We start from the raw sequence: 20,152 nt of genomic DNA, 5'->3' as shown, positions 1-20,152 counted from the left end.
ACCGACGCGCTCGACAAGGTACGCACCATGGTCTGGCGTGAAGCGCGGAGAACTGGCGAGGCCAGGAAAGGCGCGAAGGACCCGATCAAGGGCGCGCGNTGGGCCCTGCTGAAGAACGAGAGCGACCTGACCGCCGGGCAGAAGGCCCGGCTGGAGTACATCGCCGGCACGAACGGGACCCTCTGGAGGGCGTACAAGCTCAAGGAGGAACTGCGCATGATCCTCCGGCAGCCGGCCGACGAGGCCCGCGTCCTGCTCCTGCGATGGAGCGGCAAGGCCGCCTCGAGCGGCATCGACCCGTTCACCGGACTCGGCGAGAAGATCGGCAGGCGCTGCGAGGACATCGTGCGGACCATCCGTTCCGGACTGTCCAACGCCAGGCTGGAGGCCGTGAACAACAAGATCAAGACCACCATCAAGATCGGCTACGGCTACCGCAACCTCGACAACCTCATCGCCCTCGTCATGCTCAAATGCGGCGGACTCGACCTCACACTCCCCGGACACCAATAACCAGTAGGAACAACCACTGACTCACGCCCACACAAACACCCGAAGAGCCGGAAATTCCCATCCCCAACTCCCGGTGGATACACGCCAGTGCCTTGCCAGAAGATACCTGCGGCCTAACCGGTTATCGAATGAAGATGAGCCGTCTTCTTTAAGGGCAACGCAAACCGTGCCGGGACGGGCATCCTTAACGGAAGCGACGTGGAAAGTCACCGGGACTCCACTGTCTTTGACCTTTGTCAGCACCTCTTCCACGCGGAACTCCGCGCCACCTTGTTCGCGGAATACTTCACGCTGCTGCAATATCTCCAATGGAGGTTCCGGATCATGCATAGCTGGAACTTGTTCATTGATATTCGCCATCGTAATCCTTTATTGCAAATACACCACGGTCTTGGAACTTGACCGAACTTCACGTAGCCACGAAACCATATCGATCAGGTCCGGCACGATGCTAATAACCCATGCCGCAGCTACAATCAGCCCAATCGGAGCATTCCCGTTGAGCCAAACGTTATCGGTCATGGCGGAAATGAACGCCAGGACCATCGCGACCACCGCTCCCCACAACATGCTGCGTCGATCATCCGAGAGGCTTTTCTCCTGCCCTGCCTGCTCCACTGAATATGCCATGTTTCGGGTAACGATCCTCTGCTTGCGCGGAGAATCTTTCGGACTGCATTCCCTCCACGCGCGGATAGTGCTCCGGCTGTCATAGCAGAACGTAACAAACCGCACGAAAGGCATCTCTCCGAGAATACGGGTGATGTTTCCGGATAGCATCAACGCGGCGCTGCCGGAGTGATTCCCGGCAAGTTGCGCGAAAGAGTTCTCCTTCGCGTCGACGGATACCAGATTCGCTCCCAACAGCCCCGCTAAGGATTGCTGATATACGAATTGATACCAGTCACGCAACATTTGCTTTGAACAGCCGTCACTCGACCCACTGCCATTGTCCGCTTCCGGCAGATCAGCGCTATCAATGCGCAAGAAAGCATCCGATCGCTTCGGCAGCGTCATGAGATCATCGAGCGCACGAGCGCAGCATTCCCGTCTTTGGACTGTATTATCAAACGGTACATCGTCACTACGTTCTGTTGATTCAAGATGTGCTGATTGCTGTAATACGTCTCCATATTCTTTGCTATAACGCTGGAACAGCTCACCGAATGTGCCTTGGGATCGTTGCTTTGCGATTTCATCATTCTGATTCTCATACAGGATGAGCCCCTCGCGTTCAGCATCGACCCACTCCTGCCACCGCTGTGCCAGAAACGCAAGCTTGTGTTGCGATTGTTCGGAACCGTACCATGTGCATGCCAAGGCTTCCGCGATGACTTGGGCTTTGCTCTCGTCGCTGCCTCGCTTGGATGCCCGGTTGAGGCGATTCGTAAAAGAGGCATAGAAGTCATCGCTCATGCCCAACGACTGGCTTTCCCGCATGCTCTTGCCACCAAGTGCCGAATATTCCAATGGACGCAACGCATACTGGGAGTCTTCGCCTGCACACGGCAAATCCTCGGTTGAGGCTTTTTTGATATCCGCAATGCATCGCACGGTGAAAACGCTGGCTGTCGATGCCAGCCATTCCCAGTACATCAGCGTCTATCGTGACAACGACATCGACAGCAACCAGTCCGTTGATTACTCCATCGATCCGGGCAGGACCGCCACGGTGACGGTGCCCGCCGGCAGCGCCGTCAAACTGGCCTACACTGAGTCCACCACGTGGAACCTGTCCAAGGAATACACGAACTGGGGTCTGATGGATGCGGCCTCGCCTGTCACCCGTTCGGGGGATACCACCTATTCCGTGGGCTCTTCCGGCATTGCCGCGGGACAGTATCAGGTGAATATGGCTCAGGGCGAGAACAAGCAGGCGGTCGAAGTGCTTGCCGCCGATGGTTCGGAAATCAAGTCCTACCACGTGGGCTGGTATGCGGATGACAACACCCAGATTGTGACCGTGCCGGCCAGCGCCGCCACCGTGCGCCTGTCCTATCCGGATGCGACTGTGTGGCGTTTGCTGTCTGCACGTCCGGGGTATGAGCGCGTGAAGGACGTGGATTCATCGACCCCGCATCAGGCGGACATCATCGAACTGATGAAGTCGGGCATCTCCTCGGGCTGGGAGGAGCCGGACGGCTCGACCACGTTCCGCCCCGGTGTTTCCGTGGTCCGTCAGGACATGGCCGCCTTCCTGTACCGTCTGGCCGGCAGCCCTGCGTACACGCCCACCAGTGCCGACAAGGCCCGGTTCACCGACGTGAATGATGGTACAAGCCATGCCAAGGAGATTTGGTGGCTCGCTTCCACGAGCATCACGACGGGATACTCCGACGGCTCGTTCGGCGTGGGCGGCACCGTTTCCCGTCAGGACATGGCCGCGTTCCTCCTCCGTATGAAAAAATGATGCAGCTTCAATCCTGAGCTGAACATCGGTCCTACCAAAGCGGGTGTGCCCTCTCTCTGACTCGCGATGCCAGAGAGAGGGCACACCTCTATGTGCTCAATCATCCGGACCAAGCAGATGGCGTTCCACGCTCAGGGTGAAGGGGCTGGCCGGCAGGCCGGAATCATTGTAGAGGAATGGCCTTTGCGTGGGCGTGCCGGTCCATTGGTATCTCACCTGTCGAATGTCGTCAATGCCATCGGCGCTGATGGTCAGAGACCTGCCATCCGCATTGATGACGGCTTTGGCTTCGACGAACTTCCCATCCGAACCTGCCGCCTCGAATCCCTGTACCGATTCATCCGTGGCTGAGGACAAGCTGCCAGCCGTGGCGTTCTTGCTGAAGTCGGGATCCCTTGCAGCGAGTCCATCGCCAGTGCCCGTCTTGAACGAAACCAGTATCCGGCTCTTATCGCCGTTTTTCGCCACGGCTTCAACCGCTATCGGGCTTTCCGGCACGGTCTTCCCCTGACGCATCGCCTGCCACTGATCCGCCATTCGTTTAGCGAGAATGTCTTTGCCGAGGGGATGGATGACCGCAGAGGTGCCCTTATCCGTATCAATGGATACGGTCATGGCCAGATGCTTCGTCTCCTCTGCCATGGACAGTGCATCCGCCTGGGCCTGACGAATCACCGGAGTGTACGGTGCGCCGCTGTTTCGCGCCAATTGGACGTAGAGGAACGGCAGGTCCTTTTCATCGAATACGGCACGGTACTGGCCTATAAGCGCGGCGAATCGGGAAAGATACGCCAAGGCGCGATCGTTGGTCTGGGCATCGTCTTCGCCCTGATACCACAGAATCCCGCCGATATGCAGCCCGGTCAGCGGCTGGATGTGGTGTTCGAAAATCGCGCCGCCCTGCATATGGGGCTTGATGTCCGTGCCTCCCCATGCGGTCTGGATGATGCCGATGGGGATGTTGGGGGATTCCTCCCGCAAGTGTTGGGCGAAGAACTGCGGCAGATACCCCAGATAGTCGGAATCGTCGCCAGTGGCGGTCAGCCAATGGTCGGTGCAGTACTCTCGTAACGGCAGATCCATGTCCGTGGAGACGGTTTCATTGGTGGTTCGTGCCGCCGTGACGATGAAGTGCACCTGCCGATCGGATATGGTTTGTGGCAGATCCTTGCGGGTGAGCGCCGACCCCATATTGGCCTTCGCGTCATCGTCGTCCCGGTAGTATTTGTCGTAGTTGACTTCCATGTTGGATTGGCCGGCCGCAAGAAACACATCTCCCACATACACTTTGTCTATGTGAGCCACCGTTGTTCCGTGACTGGAGATATTCAGCGAATATGGTTGCAATTGGGCCGGCAAGGACTGCAGGTCAGCGACGAAATCCCCGTTCTCAGCGGTACGCATGGTCCGTGAGGATGTGTGTTTCCCGTCGGTTATGGTTATGGTCAACGTACTTTGTACGGAGGCTTTTCCTTTGACCGCCAGCGGCTTGCCGCGTTGCAGCACCATTCCCGAGGTGAAGTAATTCGGCAAGGTGACGGTGAGCTCGGCATCATTGCGCACCGCGGACGGTACCGGGTTTCGGGGCATGGAATGACGGTTCCACGGCATATCCGAAGCCACGGTGAAGGCCGCCGCGGCGCACGCGGCGAGGATAGCCACCCCCAATACCAGGTTCTTCAGACGATTCCACACGAAAACGGATCCGGTTCGCTATCAGTCGTCCAGCTGGGTGATGCGCATGGCGCGATCGCTCAGCAGCGCGTAGTTCTTGGTGTTCCGCGGGTCGCGAATCACGAACTCGCATGCGTTGTCGTCCAATGCCACGGCCACGGCATCGGTGATTTCGTCGTTGTTCGGGTTCGGTGTGCGCAACGACGTGAGCAGCCGGAACTCGCCGTTGTTGAACAGGTCCAACGGCAGCTCGAAATGCGCCACCTGATGCCCATGCTTGGTCATCCTGAAGGTCTTGGAGCCGGTATCATAAGGGATGCCGCCTCGGCGGATGTCATGCACGGCCACGGCAAGGTAGAAGTCCGTATCCTCGTCGAACTGGTATTCCACGTCGAACTTGAACGGTTCGGACGATGTGCACACCTGCGGCGAGACGGCGATGGTCTTGAGCACCGGGCAACGCTCGTTCAGGCCGTTCGGATACTTCTTCTCGTCCTTCTTGGCGAGCCGCTGACGTTCGCGTTCGGCGTCCTTCTTCTCCTGCGCCAGATTGTCGAGCGTGTACTGTTCGGAGACGGTGCCACTGTCGCCGCTGACGGCGATTTCGCCATCGCGGATGAGAATCGCACGATTGCAGTATTTCTTGACCGCGGCCATGTCGTGGGTCACCAGAATGACGGTCTTGGTCGGGTCCTCGCGCACTTCGGAGAAATACGCGTCGCATTTGCGCTGGAACGCCTCGTCACCCACGGCAAGCACCTCGTCGAGCACCAGGATGTCTCCTTGGGCCTTGATGGCCACGGAGAACGCCAGACGCACCTGCATACCGGAGGAGTAGTTCTTGAGCTTCTGGTCCATGAACTCCCCGAGTTCGGCGAAGGCGACGATGTCGTCGTACATCGCCTCGACCTCCTCGTGGGTGAAGCCCAGCAGCGCGCCGTTGAGGTACACGTTCTCACGGCCGGTGAGCTCGGGGTTGAATCCGACGCCCAGCTCGATGAACGGCACCAGCTTGCCGTTGGTGGTGATGGCCCCCTTGTCGGGCACGTAGATGCCGGAAATGAGCTTCAGCAGCGTGGATTTGCCGCCGCCGTTGCGTCCGACGATGCCGAAGAATTCGCCCTGATGCACCTCGAAGGACACGTCGCGCAGCACCTGCTGCTGCTTGTATCCCTTGATGCCTTTGGTCCAGTTGATGAACGCCTGCTTGAGGCCCGTGGCCTGTTCGGTGGGCAGTTTGAAGGACTTGGCCACATGGTCGACCGAAAGCACCACGGGTGCGTCGGCGAAGCTGTTGGTCTTTGCGTTCATCACATCACCTCGGCGAACTTGCGGCTGTTGCGGCGGAAGACATACACGCCCAGCCACAGCAGCACGACGGTCAGCAGCAGCGGGATCGCCTTGATCCACCACTGGTCGAACTGGTTCCAGATGGTTGGCTGGGTCTCCGGGGCGATCAGGTTGTGCCTGATGTCCTGAATCGCCTGTGCGATGGGATTGATGAGTTCCAAGCGGGCGAGCACGGCCAACAGGCCGCCGCGGCTGGTCACATAGGAGAGCGGGTAGATGATCGGCATGCCGTAGAATAGTACCTGTTGCAGCACGTCCCAGATGTGCGCCACATCGCGGAAGTACACGTACATCGTGGCGAACAGCAGCGTGACGCCCAGGGCGAGCGCGTACAGCTGGAGGATGCTCAGCGGCACCAGCAGCACCCGCCATGTGAACTGCACCCGTGCGAACAGGGCGAAAATGAGCACGACCACCAGATTGATGGCGTAGCTGATCATCGAACCGACCGTGGCGGAGACCACCACGATGTAGTTCGGGAAGTGGATCTTGCGCAGCAGATCGCCGCGATCCACCACCGAGCGCAGGCCCACGGACGTGGCCTCCTGGAAGAACTGCCAGGAGCTGATGCCAAGCAGCAGCACCACCGGGTAGGTGGGGGTGCCGTCGGACATACGCAGGAACTTGCCGAACACCACGTACATCACGCAGAACAGCATCAGCGGCTTGAGTACCGACCAAGCCACGCCCAGGAACGAGCCCTGATAGCGCAGCTTGAAGTCGGTCTTCACCAGCCCACGAAGCACCACCAGCGAATAGCCATAGCGCTCACGAATCGATTCGATGAGTTTGTTCACGGGACTAATACCTTACCGTATGCCTCAGATGCCTCAGTCCATCTTCAGGTAGTGCTTCCAGTACGCCACCGACGTGAGCGTGGGGCGTGCGGCCGCGTATTCCTTGCGGAGGCGCTCGATATTGGCCTTGTAGTAGCGCAGGTCCTTGGCGTAGCGGGCCTTAATCTGCGCGTAACGGTTGACGTCCTTGGTGCGGATGGTGCCCTTGCGGTTGTACCAGTCGATGACCACGAGCTTCTTCTTGCCGTGGATGGCTCCGGCCGGGTAGGCCCAGCCCACCAGCGGAATCACCGCGTATCCGCTGCCGGGCTTCTTCAGGTAGCGCTGGCCGTTGTCGGTGGCCAGATCCTCAAGACGCTGGGCTAGGGAACGGGGCTTGTCGCCCTCGATGAGCTGACGGTCGACGTCATGCAGGTTGAATCCCTTGAGATCCGGATCGGCGTCCGCCCTGCGCTGGAGCTCGGTGAAATCGACCAGTTGTTCCTTGTTGCGGTTGGCCTGCATGAAGCAGCCTTCCGCCACCGGCTTACTGATGAAGCTCGGGCCCTTCAGGAAGTCCTCGAAGGCGTCCAGACAGAGCTCGGCGTTCTCGTAGCCGAATTTCTTGAGCTCGAGGCGGATGTTGTTGTGCAGCTCCTTGAGGAAGTCGGACTTGGGGGCCATGCCGGTGGTGGCCTGGGCGATCATGGTGTTGCGGGTGGTCTGGTAGCGTTCCACGGCTGCGTTGTAACGCTCGTGGAAGGACATATGCCACACGCACAGGCTGTTCATGGTGATGAACGTGGGATGGCAGCGGATGCCGTATTCGGCGTCGTCGCAGCGTACGAACACCGGCAGCGGCAGACCGTTGCGCTTGATGGCGGCAATCGGGATGCAGCAGTACCACCAAGCGGCGTACATCTGCTCCTTCTGGACGCCGGTGGGTTTGAATTCCTCGTTGTAGATGAGGTCGGAGTACTGGCTCATGCGCAGCATCGGCTTGACCGGGGCGAACGTGCCGCGCGGAGTCATGTAGCCGACGTCCTCCCACTGATCCTCGCCGATCTCGTAGTTGAGCATGGCACCACTGATGAACGCCTCGCGGTATTCATCCTTGAGGATGCGCAGCAGGTTGTAGGTGCGCTTGATGCTTTCGGGCGACACCGCCACGTCGTCGTCCATGAGCAGGATATGGCTGGCTTCGGGCTTTTGTTCCATGGCCTCGATCATGCCGCGGGTGAAGCCGCCGGCACCGCCCACGTTGTCGTTCGGGCGGACGGTGATGCGCTCGGAGGACAGGGCCTTGGCGTCCAAGGTGCGGCCGTTGTCCATCACGTACATGTGGAAGTGATTGGCGATCTCCTCGCCTGATTCGATGATCTGGTTGCGGACCAGACCGATGTTGCGCTCGAGGAACGCTTCCTTCTTGAACGTGGTGGTGGCCACCACGAGTTCGATATCCCGAGGCTCCTGCGCAAGTTCGAACGAGTAGTAGCTGTTGCGGATGGCCAGACGGCCCTCGGATTCGATCTTGAAGCCGGTCAGCACCATATTGGTGTCCACGTCGAGTTCGAAGTCGACCGACTGCCAATCATCGGAGGCGGCCAGTTCGGCCTTCGCCTCCTTGAGGGTCTGCGGATGCGCGTCGAAGGAGCCGCCATAGGTCTGGTACACCTTGCATGCGGCGCCCTTCAGTTCGAGGTGAAGGAAGAAACGCTTGGCGGTGGTGTACTTCAGCAGCTTGGCCACGGACAGGCCATTGAAGTAGGTGCTGAAGTCGTAGGTGCCGCGGTTGACCATCAGCCATTCGCCGCTCGGCTCGTCATATACCACAGGGCTATCGGCCGCGCAGTACAGGGCCGGATAGCTCAACGACCTCGGGTTCGTTTCCAGCAGTACGTTGGCGAATTTGAACATTGACATGTAATACCTCAAGCATCGTACGGAAATATATGGAGAGTATATGCCATCACAATGATAAGCGCTCCAATGAGAGAAGCATCCGGATATGCCAATCCCCACTTGATATTCGCATTCAGGACGAATATCAAGTGGGGATTGTTGTAAATCAGATCAGGACAGGTTTCACTTCTTCAGCGTCGCGAAGCGGTGAAGGAACGCAGCCATATCCTGACGGATGATGTTGCTGCCAACACCGAAGACACCGTTGGTGCCGGTGGAGATCTTGGTGGCCTTGGCCCACTTCAGCGCATCCTGGAAGTCGGCTCCGGCCAGTGCGGCGTCGTCGAAGGTGTCCTGCGCGGTCGGCGTCGGCTTGCCGGCGACACGCCAGAGCATCAGCATGGCATCCTGACGCTGGATGTCGGAGGTGCCGGTGAAGGTCACGCTTCCGTCTGCGGCCGTATAACCGTTGATGTAGCCGTTCTTGGCCGCCCACAGGATTTCCTTGTAATGCGGGGTCTGCTCGTTGACGTCGGCGAACTTGTTGTCCGCGGCGGTCGGAGTGTAGTCGGGGCTACCCTTCACGCGGTACAGGAACGCCGCGTAATCCTGACGGGTCACGTTCGCGGCGGGAGCATAGGTGCGGGCGCCGGATACGGGATCGACATAGCCTTCGGAAATCTTGTTCTCATAGGTCCACAGGATGTCCTCGTAGTGTGCGGTCTGCTCGTTGACGTCAACGAACGGGCCTGCCGTCGGAGTCGTGGAGGTTGTGGTGACGGTCACGGTCACGGACTTGCCGGACTGGCGTCCGGTGACGGTGAGCTTGTCGCCTTCCTTCGCGTTCTTCAGCTCGATTTCGGTGGTTCCAGCGGTCTGCACGCGCACGCCGGAAAGCGGGGTGCTGGAGGCGGACTGGTCAACGACCTTGCCGCTGGCATCGGTCAGCTGGTAGGCGAGGACCGCGTCGCCGTTGAATCCGGTGGCCTGCGCGATGGTCTTGCCGTCCTTGGAGGAGGTCGCAACCTGCGCGTTGTTGGACAGCTGCTTCTGGGCCTCCACGCTGGTGGCGAGGCCGAGCGCGTCGCCGATGGTATAGAAGTTGTCGGTCTGGTCGGTCAGGCCGTCAACACGGGAGGCGTTCGGGCCGGAGGCGGCGATGCGCAGCTGGGTGCCGGTGTGGCTCATGTTGCCCTGGGCCTTGCTCGGGTCGGCCTTGCCTTCGACGTCGGCGCTGGTGTCGCTGCCGTTGCCGTACAGGTCGCTGGAGGAGGTGCCGTAGGAGATGACCGTCTTGGAGCCGTCACGGTTCTTGAGCACGGTGCTGAGGGCGTAGATCGGCTGGGATTCGACGATCTGCGAGGTGTGGGCGTGGTCGGCGGTGACGATGACGAGCGTATCGTTCAGGTTCACCTTGGAGAGCGCGGCGGAGATGGCCTTGTCGAGGTCGTCGGTCTCACCGATCTGGCCGCAGGCGTTGGCATTGTGGTCCTGCTTGTCGATCGAAGCGCCCTCGACCTGCAGGAAGTAGCCGTTCTGCTGGCCGTTCGGGTTCTTCTGCAGCAGGTCGATCGCCTTGTTGGTGAAGTCGGCGAGGGAGGCGCCCTTGTTGCCAAGCCAATTCGGGTTGACGGAGCAGACGGTCGGGTTCTCGTCCTTCTTCGGGTCCTGCTTGGTGGCGACGGACGGGTTGAACTCGGTCGGCAGGTTGCCGTCGCCGAGCAGGGCGAGCACCGGCTTGGTCTGGTCAGCGGAGGACAGGCCCTTGAAACCGCTCACGTCACCGGACTTGACGGTCTGGAAGCCACGGGCCGCGGCCTGATCCCACAGGGTCTTGCCGTCGAGACCGAACTGGTTGAAGTACTTGGCGCCGCCGCCGATGGTCACGTCGGCGCGGGTGTCGAGCAGCTGTTCGGAGATGGAGCCGATGCCGCCGTTGACCTTAAGCTGGTCGGCGAGGCAACGCTTGGCGGCTTCCGCGGCGCCGTCGGAGGCGTCGACCTTACCGTCCTTGTTGGTGTCGGTCTTGCCATCCCACTTGCCCTGTGGGCCGTAGCAGGCGCGCTCGGAGGAGTGGGATTCGAGAACGGCCGGGGTGGCGTCCTGGATCTCGGAGGTGGTCACGTTGCCCGTGGCCTTGCCGGCGGCCTTGGCCAGCTCGATGAGGTTGAGCTGCGGGTTGCCCTTGACGTCGATATCAACGGCGTTGTTGTAGGTCTTGGTGCCGGTGGCCCAGCCGGAGCCGGACGCGGAGGAGTCGGTGACAGGGGTCAGGACGCCCGCGGTCTTGGAACCGGCGAGCGAGCCGTCGGACTTCTTGGCCATCAGGCTGTCGTTGGAGCTGCCGCCCAGCGAGAAGGTGGTGTACTGGCCGACGCCGGTCTCCACGCCCTGCGTGGGCTGGCCGAGGCGGTCGATGCCCTCGAACTTGCCGTTGAGGCCGTGCAGATAGTTGCGGGCGACGGTGATCTCGGAATCGCCCATGCCGTCGCCGATGAACAGAATCACGTTCTTGGCGTTCTTCGAGCCGACCGCGGCGATGCGCTGCGCTCCGCCGTGGACGGACAGTGCGGAGACATCCTTGCCATCGGTTGCATATGCGGTGCCCGCGACAGACGCAAGCGTTGCGACCGCAGCCAAAGCGGCTACGACCGCCTTGAACCCATTGCGCTTCTCCATTGTTGTTCCTTTCGTACCTCTGATGCAGTACGGAATTCACGGTAGGAGTCGCATTCGTCGCGGCGGATACGCTTATGGGCTTGCTGGGAGATATTTAGGTGAATTTTTGAGGTGCTACGAATGCGGCCGTCCCCAGCGTCATCGGCCGGAGACTTTCCGATGACGCGAACGGAACATCGTCAGGTTGCGCACCCATCCGGGCGCCAACGAGAGTCCCCGTGCGGCGAACGGCAGAAGCAGGATATAGAAGGGCAACGTGTAGATACTTTTCGCCTCCCAGAACACATAGCAGCAGAACCCGCCGAGGAATCCGATCGCCAAGAACAGAGCCGCTGCCGTTCCGCTTTCGCCCTCCTTGTCCTTTTCTTTCGTCTGCGATACGGATGCATGCGCGGAAGACGCAGCAACCAAACCCACGATTGCGATCAAGGCAAACACATACACAGCCGACTGCATGATATCGCCATATACATTCACCGTGGTGCGGCCCGGTTCGGCAAGAAGCGAACGAGCAAGCCCATTACCCGCATGCGCGCGGATGCCGAGACCGGAATACAGTACCGTCTCGAAGGTCGGTTCCGCCCATTCCGTAGACAGCTTTCGTCCGATGAACCCGAATGCGGATACGGGGTCGGCGATGGCGGAGGACCAAGCGGACTGAATTGAACCGATGGCATGCTGCTGCTGTGCCGTGTAATCGCCGCCGGTATCCAGATACACGTTCAAGGCGTCACTTTGCCACCAGCCCGGTAGAACGCCGTCCTTGCTCTGTACTCCCATGGCAATCCATGACAGCGTGGGCATACCAGGACCGAACGATTGCCCAGTGAGCCGTTCCATAACCATAACCGGCAGCACCGTGGACTTGAGCACCAGCACGTATCCGACGACTCCTGCACCTAACAGCCACCATCGACGGAACCGTACGGCTTCCAACACCAGCACAATCAGCATGGCCAGAACAAGAATATTGAAGGTGTTCTTCACCATGACGCCGATTGCTGCGGAAACGCATGACCCCAGAAGCAGGAACAATCGAGATCGTATCGTCCCCGCGCGCAGGCACTCAAGAAGCAGCAATGCGGCCAGTAGCGTGAATGCCAAGCCGACGGCATTGGTGTACACGAAGACGGAAAACATGAGCAGAGGGAAACACATCCCGATAAGCAGCTGCAGAACCGCTTCGGCTTTCTGATCCAAGCCCATCAGATGGGCGAACCGGCATAGTATGACCGCCACGCCTGTAATCGCCAGTGAACTGATCAATTGGAAGGCCATGAAATTCTGCGCGCCGAACACCGTGTACACCAGAGCGAACCACAACATGGCTCCCGATTGGAAGGGATACCACGACAAATAGTTGAACAGGTTGCCTTTCATCAACTGGTCTTGACCAGCGCATGCAGCCTGATAACCGAGTGCTCCTTCAGCCGCGCAATAATCCGGCGTGAAGGCCTCTGCATGACCATTGACCAATTCGGCTGCACCGCGAGACAGCATGACCGAATCGGGGTATTGGGGATTCGTGAAATCAAGCGCGCCAATCCACAGAACCTGCACGACAAGCACGTACGCGACCAATATGACGAGCCTACGGCGGCTGCTCAGACGGGCCGCGATCCGCCCCCCATAAGACAACGCCGCAACGAATGCCACCAAACCCGCAACCAGCAACGCCGATGGGCCGACGGCAATCTCCATTCGTTCGGCAAGCACGGTGTCGGACGTCGCGCCCTGAGCCGGCTGGAAAACCGCAGTGGCACAGAGCGCCACCAGCGCGACGACCGTCAATGCAATTGCTGCGAGGACGTAGGCGATTATTTCAAGAATCGCAGCCATCTTTGTCCTCACAGCACCCTCCCGCATCACAGAATCCGCCAGTATTGCCAATCACCGGCAGATGGGAACTTCAGTATAGTATGTCAGCGACTTGGCGAATCTGTCGTGAGTATCGCTCCGGCAGGTTGGGATCCGTGAAACCATCCCCCGGCCGGGGTACGGGCTCTCCCAAGGTGGCCTTCGTCCAGTGCGATCCCATCCGCAGCACCGCCGCATGCTTGACGTCATAATAGCCGGCATCCACGGAGATGAACGAGCCTGCACAGCCTTTGGCGGCGGCAAGGATATGCGGATGATAGCGCGTGGAGATCCACCGCTGGCCTTCACGCGCAGGGAAACCCCGTTCCAGGATCTCCGCCAGGGGGAAGAAACGCACCCGATCATAACCGTGGGCGATCAGGTAATCGTAAATAGGACGGTCAATAAGCGGATTGCACTCCACTACGCCAATGGGATCATGCAGCCCGATACCCCACGTCTCCAGTATCGACGCGGCGTAGGCATGAAGCCGTTCGCTGTCCGCCACGAAATCGGATTGGACGCACATCATGACTCCAGGCAACGCGTCATCCTGCATGTAGCAGTCTTTCAAACCGTTGACAAAGCAGTCATCCGGTGCGAGTTCGGCGATGATGGCACCGGATTCGTCGCCATTGAGGGCCCCCAGCGTACGTTCATCACGCACCGTGAACCGGTCGAACATCTTGACCGATTCACGGGCAAATTCCAGCGATTCCCCGTCCAATGGCATGAGGCCAAGCCCCGTGGCAATTGCCGGGATGCCATGTTTCTTCGCAAAGGGCCCCACGGCCAGTCTCGAGAGATTGCATGTCCAGTCGCCACGCATGTAGCCTCCGCCGAGCATATGGATGCCGCGTACCCGGTGTTGCAGCAGACGGATGCCCATGGCGTAACGCGGTGCCAGACCGTCATTCTCCAGCGCGTCACCGACGAATCCCGCGATGTCATCGATTGGCCCGTCATAGGGGAATGGGTTTTCCGTACCCAGCCGGCGCAACGTATCCGTGAAGGAAGCCCTAGGATGGATGCCCTGCAGAATCGTCGCCGCCGGACCGGGCCGTGCGCAATCCACGACAACCGGGGATTCCGGATACCGTTGCGCCAAATATTTGAGCCACTCGGCAGCGATGAGTTCATCACCGTAATTCGGGTAGCCGGGCTCGGCGATGAGGTAGAACACATCGCGTCCGGCTTGTTCGGCCGGACTACGTCCACGGTCGCCAAGCCGGCCGCCGTGCACGATTCTGCCGGCAATGGATCGCAGGGAGTTCCGAATGCCCATGATTACCTTTTCGCTTCGTCGAGATACTGCTTCCAGAACGCAAATGACGTCATGCTGTCGCGTTCCTCATGGTACCGGTGCGCAACCGAATCATCATGCACCAATTGATCCGCGAGAGCCTCGAACCGTGCCATGATCTCGTCACGTTTACGGTCGTCACGCACGCGCATCACACCGCGCCGCCCGGACGGCTCCACGGCCAGAGCGCGGTCGGCGTCGTACAGCACACGCCATGGCCTGCACAGGCCATCCACCGGAATGATGGCCAAACCGCCCTTGGGCTTATGCTCCGCAACAGGATGGTTCTCTCGTTTAGCGCTCGCCTTGGAAGACGGAAGGCCAAGCACAAGCCGCCTCAGCCGGCGCGCCACCCTTCTGGACAAACGCATATCCGGGTGAGGTGTGGGCGGTGCGGGAATGTTCTCATCATTGGCGGTCTCCTCCACACGCCACATGTTAATCACTTCCGGCGCCCCATCGATTTCGGAGATCGGACGAAGCTTTTCGGCCTTCTCGATAGCCTGCTTCAGCAGACGCTCGCCCACCGGGTGACGATAATATTCAGGTCCGCGTAGGTAATCCGTAATCGCATCGCATACCAGTTCCATCGAGGGATAGTCGAAATGTTTGCCGGCATTGACTATCGTCTCCCTCAAACGGGCCACATCGGCGGCCATGCTGTCGTTGGGGTCGGGGGTGAATGCCTCCTGAATCAGCAGGTTGCGAGCGGCCAGATAAATCTCCACAGCCGGATTCCATCGCAAATCGAACGGGTCGTGCCAGACGCACACACCGTTCAACGTGATGAACTTCAGCTGCTCCTTCTCCTGAATGCGCGTGGAGTACTCTACGTCATCCCGACGGTAGAACAGAGGAATCGGCAACCCGTTCTCGTGGATACGACGAACCGGGAAGCACGAATACCACCATGCCGAATACAATCCCTGCTCCTGCGAGGAAGGAATAAGCTCCTCATTAAACGTGATGTCGTATTCCCGATCCATGATGAGCCGCGGCTTGAACGGCTGCAAATGACGCTGGGCCTGAATCTGGCCGATATCCTCCTGCTGGAGCTCGAAATTGGCGGTGGAAAGCATCGCGCCCGCCACGGTGGCGGACTCGTACTCGGCGCTGGCGCATTCAAGCAATCGAAGCGTGCGTTTGAACGATTCCGGACACACGGTCACGTCATCGTCCATAAGCAGTACGTGAGTGGCCCACTTCTGCTCCGCCGCGTGAATCATGCCCGCCGCGAACCCGCCGGCACCGCCCACGTTACCGTTTGGAATCACGGTAATGGAGGGATTGCCAGCCGCAGCATCCTCGGGAAGAGACCGGCCGTTATCAACGACGGTCAGATGGAAGTATTCACCCCAACAGGGGTCTTCGAGCAACGTCGTGCGAATCAGATCGATGTTGCCCTGCACCTGTCGCTCCTTGCGGAACGTGGTGGTGATGATTTCGATGCGCACGTCACGGCGATGCTTGACATCGGCGCCGTAGCATACTGCGCGCAATGTGGCCGGTCGATCTCCCGTGGTCACGGTGAAGGAGACCAGCTGTGCGTCCACGTCGGCAGGATACGGTATCGCGTATCTGAACCATCCATCGGGAGTGAGCGAAGTCGGGTCCGTCACATCCATGATGGTCCGTTTCTCCAAACGGCGATACACCATCTGGGTGAGCGTCACATGCACGGGTGCATTCGTTTCCAACACCAGCGTGGGGACCAAATCATTGTCACCCGTGTACAGCCGCCACTTCTTCATAGAGAACGAACCGAAATACGTCATGAAATCGGCGTAGGAGTGCGCGCCTACGGTCAACTCGTCAGGGCCCACACCGCTGTAGGATGGCGACTTTACATATAGCGGAAGAATCGAGCACGAGGAAAGCGACGGCGCCCAAATCGGTCGACTCAAATCAATGAACATGGGACCCTAGAACCTTTCACTGCTTCTCACCCAGTTTATCCTCATAGGCTATCACCTGTGCCATTGCCAGCCCAATATATGAGGCCTGTTTCGCGGAGCTTATCATCGCAGTAGCCTATACTTCATATGCTTGGCGCGTGGAGAGGACTTGGCATGCGGAAACGATCGCAGGCAATGCACCGAAGCTCCGATGGATTCGGCGGCAATCAACGAGACGCAGCGGTTGGGAATACTGTCTGGAATCGCATAGTGCAGCATATGAGCGGGTGGAAGCTGGAGGGCTTCTACACGTTGCTCACGTTGATTTGCGGCTTGATCATGATTTACTGGGACCGCCGTCCCGCGCGCAATGATGACCGTGCCCATCTGGGTCGTTTGCGCCAGTTGGCATCCGGCACTCTGCTGCCGGTGCAGAGCCCTGACGGCAGCGATTTATACGGGTATTGGCGCGATGGCGTCTTCAGGCCGTTCAACAACACAGCCGTGAATTCGCCGGTCGCCTACTATCCCTCCATTCTGGCATTCCGCATTCACTGGAACGACTATGCGCTTGCATGCGTTTTCACATTGGTGTGCTCCACGATAACGGTTGCCATAGCGATTCATGTGGCGAAACGGTACCGATACGTCATCTGCGCCGCGGCGTTGTTGCCAGCCGTGTTCTTCTCGTTCCTGTACGTGACCACGGACGCCGTGATCAATTCGCTGTCTCTGCTGTTTATAGCGATTGCACTCCGCCTGCATCAACGTGCAGAGGTCACTTGGCCGCAGACCATATTGCTTGTGATATTCGCGCCACTGGTAGCACTTACGAAAACCACATCGGTGGCATTACTTGCCATGTTGTTCCTGCCGATGATCGCCGTCTGGAGGGAGCGGCATGTCATCCGTTGGCGCATGCTGCTCCCTCTTGCCTCCGGATCTGCCGCATGTTTGCTTTGGCAGCGTATGACCAGCCATATCCCGCCGATTCTCGGCACTGATTTCACACTGGAACGCTATCAGGATGCGCAACGGATGCTGATCTCCCATCCTTTGGAGTTCCTGCAGAGCCTGCTGATCACGCTCGTGCAGCCTCTCGACTTCAACAAGAAAGTCGATAAGTACAATTCCGTGCGCAACCTGCAGTTCTTCGCAGGCAGTGAGAAGGCGCAATTGCCGACCGGCGTGATGCTGCTGATTCTCACCGCCATCGTGCTGCTGCTGGTGAAGAACAACATTGATCAGCATGGAATCCACTGGCAGGAACGGACCATCATGGGGCTGATGATTACCGGATTCTATGTACTGACCTGCGCTGCCATGCTGCTTGTCGGCAGTGGGCTGCTCACCGCCGACAAGCTGGGAACCTACGCGGACGGCATGCAAAACAGGTACTTTATTCCCATGCTCGCCCCGATGGCACTGATGCTGCCGAACTTCGGCATTACCGTCAAGCGCAATCAGGTCGTCAATGTGACCATTGCTGTATGTCTGGTATTGGGGTATGTCGGCATTGTGTGCGCGCATGTCCTGATATTCCCGAAGGTGATTGCGTGACTTTTGTCTACTAGTGGTCTGTCAATTGTCCGAGTGGCATCGGCCTTCTCTGATGAGGGGGGCAGCAGCGAAGCTGACTGGTTCCGCCGTTGGAAGGCACAAATCGCATGCCTTTGGCCATGGCTCCCGTAACGGGATCGAAGTAGTACCATCCACCGTAACGGTAGTCTTCACCCTTGCGCATGTGGCCGTTCTCGTCATAGCGAACCCATTTGCCACCGTTGGACGGCAGGTATACGTCTTTGTCCTTTGCCATAGTGCCGTCGGCATCCAACCAATACCAAGCATTGGAGCCGGGATCGTAGATTTCCTTGGAACGGGCAGGCGAGCCGTGTTCATACCAGTAATTTTGCCCGTTCGTCTGGTACCAGCCGGTGTAATCAGCAGACGGACCGGATTCGGAATCGGCATAGGCGACGGAGACAGACATGCTCAGCAATGACGCAATGCTTAAGCCGGCTGCAATGACTGTTCGCAGCATATGATGATTCATCATTACCTCTCTTCTCTGAAAGATAATCGAGTTTTCATCCTTTTACTTTCATCATAGAACCGTATCGCCGGCAGAGTGTGCGCATATTGCCCGATGTCCCTAGAAGAAAGGTTCCAGAACATGACTGGAAACACTAAGGTTTGGCGCGCCCCGCTCGCCGGCCTCGCCTCGGTCGCGATGATCGCGACCATGGGCGTGGCGGCCAGCACGGCGTCTGCCGCTCCTACCACGGATTACGTGTATCCGGGCGTCACCGTGACGCTGGATGCCAACGGCGGTTCGTTCAAGAATGACTACAACGATACTTCCGTCAACGGCGGCAAGGCCACTTCGAGCAAGGACGAGAAGACCGTCACGCTCACCGACTACCAGGACCAGAACGTCGATGGCTATCGTTACGCGGACGGCGTGTTCCCGTCCCTGTACGACCACTTCGGCGCGGACTCGAACATCCAGTGGGATGCTCAGCAGTCCCGCCTGTTCTCCGGCTGGTACACGGAGAAGCAGGGCGGCCAGGCCGTGGATCCGACCACGGCCCTTGCGGACGGCACGACCCTGTACGCGCACTGGAGCGTCGGGGCCACCGGTAACTCGGATGAGTCCGAGTATGGTGTGACTCTCGACACGAAGGGCGAGGTCGTGTACGCCTCCGATCCGGATGGCGCCGCCAATGTCGTGGACGCCACGAACTACTTCGTGCGTCTGGCCGATAACGATACGCTGGCCGACTGGGAGCTTCCGTCCAAGGACGCGGTTGTGCCGAACCATGTGGTCCCGACGTGGGAGAACGCCTCCTCAGCGAAGGCCGGTGACACGCTGGTCGTCAAGCAGAACGAGGGCGCGACCGTCACCATCAGGCAGAAGGGCGGCGACGGCAACTACGATCTGTACAAGGACGGCAAGAAGGTCTCCTCCGGCGACTACTCGTTCGACGTGCTGACCAGTACTGCCCTGTCCGAGTATCAGGCCGTGACCCCGGGCACGAACAAGCTGCTCGCGAACGCCTGGCAGCTGACCTACGGCGGCAAGACCTCGGACTACGAGTTCGGCACCGCGTTCCCGTCGGACGCGAAGGACGTCGTCCTTGAGGTCAAGGGCGGCCAGCAGTCCACGGTCGTGCGCGTGCACAAGTGGGCCAAGACCGAGACCGAGGATACGCTGCTGCGTTACTTCGTGCCGCGCGGCCAGTCGTTCCAGTCCACGTTCGGCAAGACCCTCGATGAGGTCTCCCGTCCGAACACCTCGTTCCTGGGCTGGTACTCCTACACCGACAAGGACTCCAACGGCCAGCAGACCAACGACAACTACTTCGACCCGAACCTGATCCAGAAGAACGACGAGGTCGAGAAGAACGGCACCCCGTCCGTGTTCGACTTCACGACCACGCTCAACGGCGAGGGCATCGACCTGTACGCCGGCTACAAGAACGACGCTCGCTTCACCACGATCACTCTGGACCCGAACTACTCGGGCGCCGACAAGATCAGCGTGAAGATCTACGCGGGCAAGAAGATCGGCGAGCAGCTGCCCACCGTCACCCGCGACGGCTACACCCTCACCGGCTGGTACACCGACCCCGTTACTAATGTTGCCTCTCAGTTGGATACCGACAAGAAGGCGACCACCAACCCGGACTACCCGGCCGCCGGTTCCATCTGGTACGCCCGCTGGACCGCCGACTCCAAGGACAACTCCCAGCTGAACGGCCTGCTGAACAACCTCAGCCGCTTCTACGTGGTG

13 protein-coding genes and 2 pseudogenes are annotated in these 20,152 nt (G+C 59.3%); 4 read left to right on the top strand and 11 right to left on the bottom strand.

Annotated elements, in window-relative coordinates:
- A partial coding sequence (locus tag BMYO_RS08455; RefSeq protein WP_143249153.1) for a transposase occupies nucleotides 1-513 on the top strand: 513 nt, incomplete at its 5' end.
- 21 nt (nucleotides 514-534) lie between these two features.
- Here BMYO_RS08455 and BMYO_RS11540 read toward each other — a convergent pair.
- Together BMYO_RS11540 and BMYO_RS08450 are read right to left on the bottom strand one after the other, a co-directional pair.
- On the bottom strand, nucleotides 535-873 hold the full coding sequence (locus BMYO_RS11540; RefSeq protein ID WP_143249152.1) for an NUDIX hydrolase: 339 nt from the start codon (nucleotides 871-873) through the stop codon (nucleotides 535-537).
- Nucleotides 874-882: 9 nt separating this feature from the next.
- Nucleotides 883-2,109 (bottom strand): hypothetical protein, encoded by a 1,227-nt coding sequence (locus BMYO_RS08450; RefSeq protein WP_158216972.1) that lies wholly within the window; start codon nucleotides 2,107-2,109, stop codon nucleotides 883-885.
- On the opposite strand from BMYO_RS08450, the gene BMYO_RS08445 reads away from it, so the two are divergent.
- Nucleotides 2,069-2,923, top strand: coding sequence for an S-layer homology domain-containing protein (locus BMYO_RS08445; RefSeq protein ID WP_158216971.1), 855 nt, complete (start codon nucleotides 2,069-2,071; stop codon nucleotides 2,921-2,923). The genes BMYO_RS08450 and BMYO_RS08445 overlap by 41 nt on opposite strands.
- A gap of 96 nt (nucleotides 2,924-3,019) precedes the next feature.
- Here BMYO_RS08445 and BMYO_RS08440 read toward each other — a convergent pair whose 3' ends face one another.
- The 8 genes and pseudogenes from BMYO_RS08440 to BMYO_RS08405 all read right to left on the bottom strand — a co-directional run bounded on the left by BMYO_RS08440 (nucleotide 3,020) and on the right by BMYO_RS08405 (nucleotide 16,287).
- Nucleotides 3,020-4,228: a sialate O-acetylesterase gene (locus BMYO_RS08440; protein WP_233428227.1), complete on the bottom strand. Its 1,209-nt coding sequence runs from the start codon at nucleotides 4,226-4,228 to the stop codon at nucleotides 3,020-3,022.
- Nucleotides 4,229-4,639: 411 nt separating this feature from the next.
- Nucleotides 4,640-5,908: an ABC transporter ATP-binding protein gene (locus tag BMYO_RS08435; RefSeq protein ID WP_094668047.1), complete on the bottom strand. Its 1,269-nt coding sequence runs from the start codon at nucleotides 5,906-5,908 to the stop codon at nucleotides 4,640-4,642.
- Nucleotides 5,908-6,744: an ABC transporter permease gene (locus BMYO_RS08430; RefSeq protein WP_169834105.1), complete on the bottom strand. Its 837-nt coding sequence runs from the start codon at nucleotides 6,742-6,744 to the stop codon at nucleotides 5,908-5,910. Before BMYO_RS08430 ends, BMYO_RS08435 begins: the two co-directional genes overlap by 1 nt.
- A gap of 33 nt (nucleotides 6,745-6,777) precedes the next feature.
- Nucleotides 6,778-8,646 (bottom strand): glycosyltransferase family 2 protein, encoded by a 1,869-nt coding sequence (locus tag BMYO_RS08425; protein WP_094668046.1) that lies wholly within the window; start codon nucleotides 8,644-8,646, stop codon nucleotides 6,778-6,780.
- A gap of 726 nt (nucleotides 8,647-9,372) precedes the next feature.
- Nucleotides 9,373-11,304, bottom strand: a pseudogene (gene phoA, locus BMYO_RS08420) (alkaline phosphatase); the annotation flags it as partial.
- Between the two features lie 138 nt (nucleotides 11,305-11,442).
- On the bottom strand, nucleotides 11,443-13,143 hold the full coding sequence (locus BMYO_RS08415) for a hypothetical protein (protein WP_143249150.1): 1,701 nt from the start codon (nucleotides 13,141-13,143) through the stop codon (nucleotides 11,443-11,445).
- A 70-nt stretch (nucleotides 13,144-13,213) separates the two neighbouring features.
- Complete coding sequence (locus BMYO_RS08410; RefSeq protein ID WP_094668044.1) at nucleotides 13,214-14,446, bottom strand: polysaccharide pyruvyl transferase family protein; 1,233 nt, start codon at nucleotides 14,444-14,446, stop codon at nucleotides 13,214-13,216.
- Nucleotides 14,447-14,448: 2 nt separating this feature from the next.
- Nucleotides 14,449-16,287 (bottom strand): glycosyltransferase, encoded by a 1,839-nt coding sequence (locus BMYO_RS08405; protein ID WP_158216970.1) that lies wholly within the window; start codon nucleotides 16,285-16,287, stop codon nucleotides 14,449-14,451.
- A 351-nt stretch (nucleotides 16,288-16,638) separates the two neighbouring features.
- On the opposite strand from BMYO_RS08405, the gene BMYO_RS08400 reads away from it, so the two are divergent.
- Nucleotides 16,639-17,919, top strand: a complete 1,281-nt coding sequence (locus BMYO_RS08400) for a DUF2142 domain-containing protein (protein ID WP_158216969.1) — start codon at nucleotides 16,639-16,641, stop codon at nucleotides 17,917-17,919.
- Between the two features lie 82 nt (nucleotides 17,920-18,001).
- Here the strand turns inward: BMYO_RS08400 and BMYO_RS08395 are convergent.
- Nucleotides 18,002-18,415, bottom strand: a pseudogene (locus BMYO_RS08395) (surface protein A); the annotation flags it as partial.
- A gap of 117 nt (nucleotides 18,416-18,532) precedes the next feature.
- Between BMYO_RS08395 and BMYO_RS08390 the strand changes: the two are divergent.
- Nucleotides 18,533-20,152 (top strand): InlB B-repeat-containing protein (locus BMYO_RS08390; protein WP_158216968.1); only part of this gene is annotated, 1,620 nt, incomplete at its 3' end.

It is taken from the genome of Bifidobacterium myosotis (genome assembly GCF_002259745.1).
GTDB classification, from domain to species: Bacteria; Actinomycetota; Actinomycetes; order Actinomycetales; family Bifidobacteriaceae; genus Bifidobacterium; species Bifidobacterium myosotis.
Note: the sequence above shows the minus strand (reverse complement) of the source record. Positions and strands in the feature narration are given on the sequence as shown.

Bases quoted from the DNA above. Each gene is read 5' to 3' on its own strand.
- BMYO_RS08400 (WP_158216969.1), top strand. From the start codon at position 16,639: ATGAGCGGGTGGAAGCTGGAGGGCTTCTACACGTTGCTCACGTTGATT.
- BMYO_RS08425 (WP_094668046.1), bottom strand. From the start codon at position 8,646: ATGTCAATGTTCAAATTCGCCAACGTACTGCTGGAAACGAACCCGAGG.
- BMYO_RS08415 (WP_143249150.1), bottom strand. From the start codon at position 13,143: ATGGCTGCGATTCTTGAAATAATCGCCTACGTCCTCGCAGCAATTGCA.
- BMYO_RS08435 (WP_094668047.1), bottom strand. From the start codon at position 5,908: ATGAACGCAAAGACCAACAGCTTCGCCGACGCACCCGTGGTGCTTTCG.
- BMYO_RS11540 (WP_143249152.1), bottom strand. From the start codon at position 873: ATGGCGAATATCAATGAACAAGTTCCAGCTATGCATGATCCGGAACCT.
- BMYO_RS08410 (WP_094668044.1), bottom strand. From the start codon at position 14,446: ATGGGCATTCGGAACTCCCTGCGATCCATTGCCGGCAGAATCGTGCAC.
- BMYO_RS08450 (WP_158216972.1), bottom strand. From the start codon at position 2,109: ATGTACTGGGAATGGCTGGCATCGACAGCCAGCGTTTTCACCGTGCGA.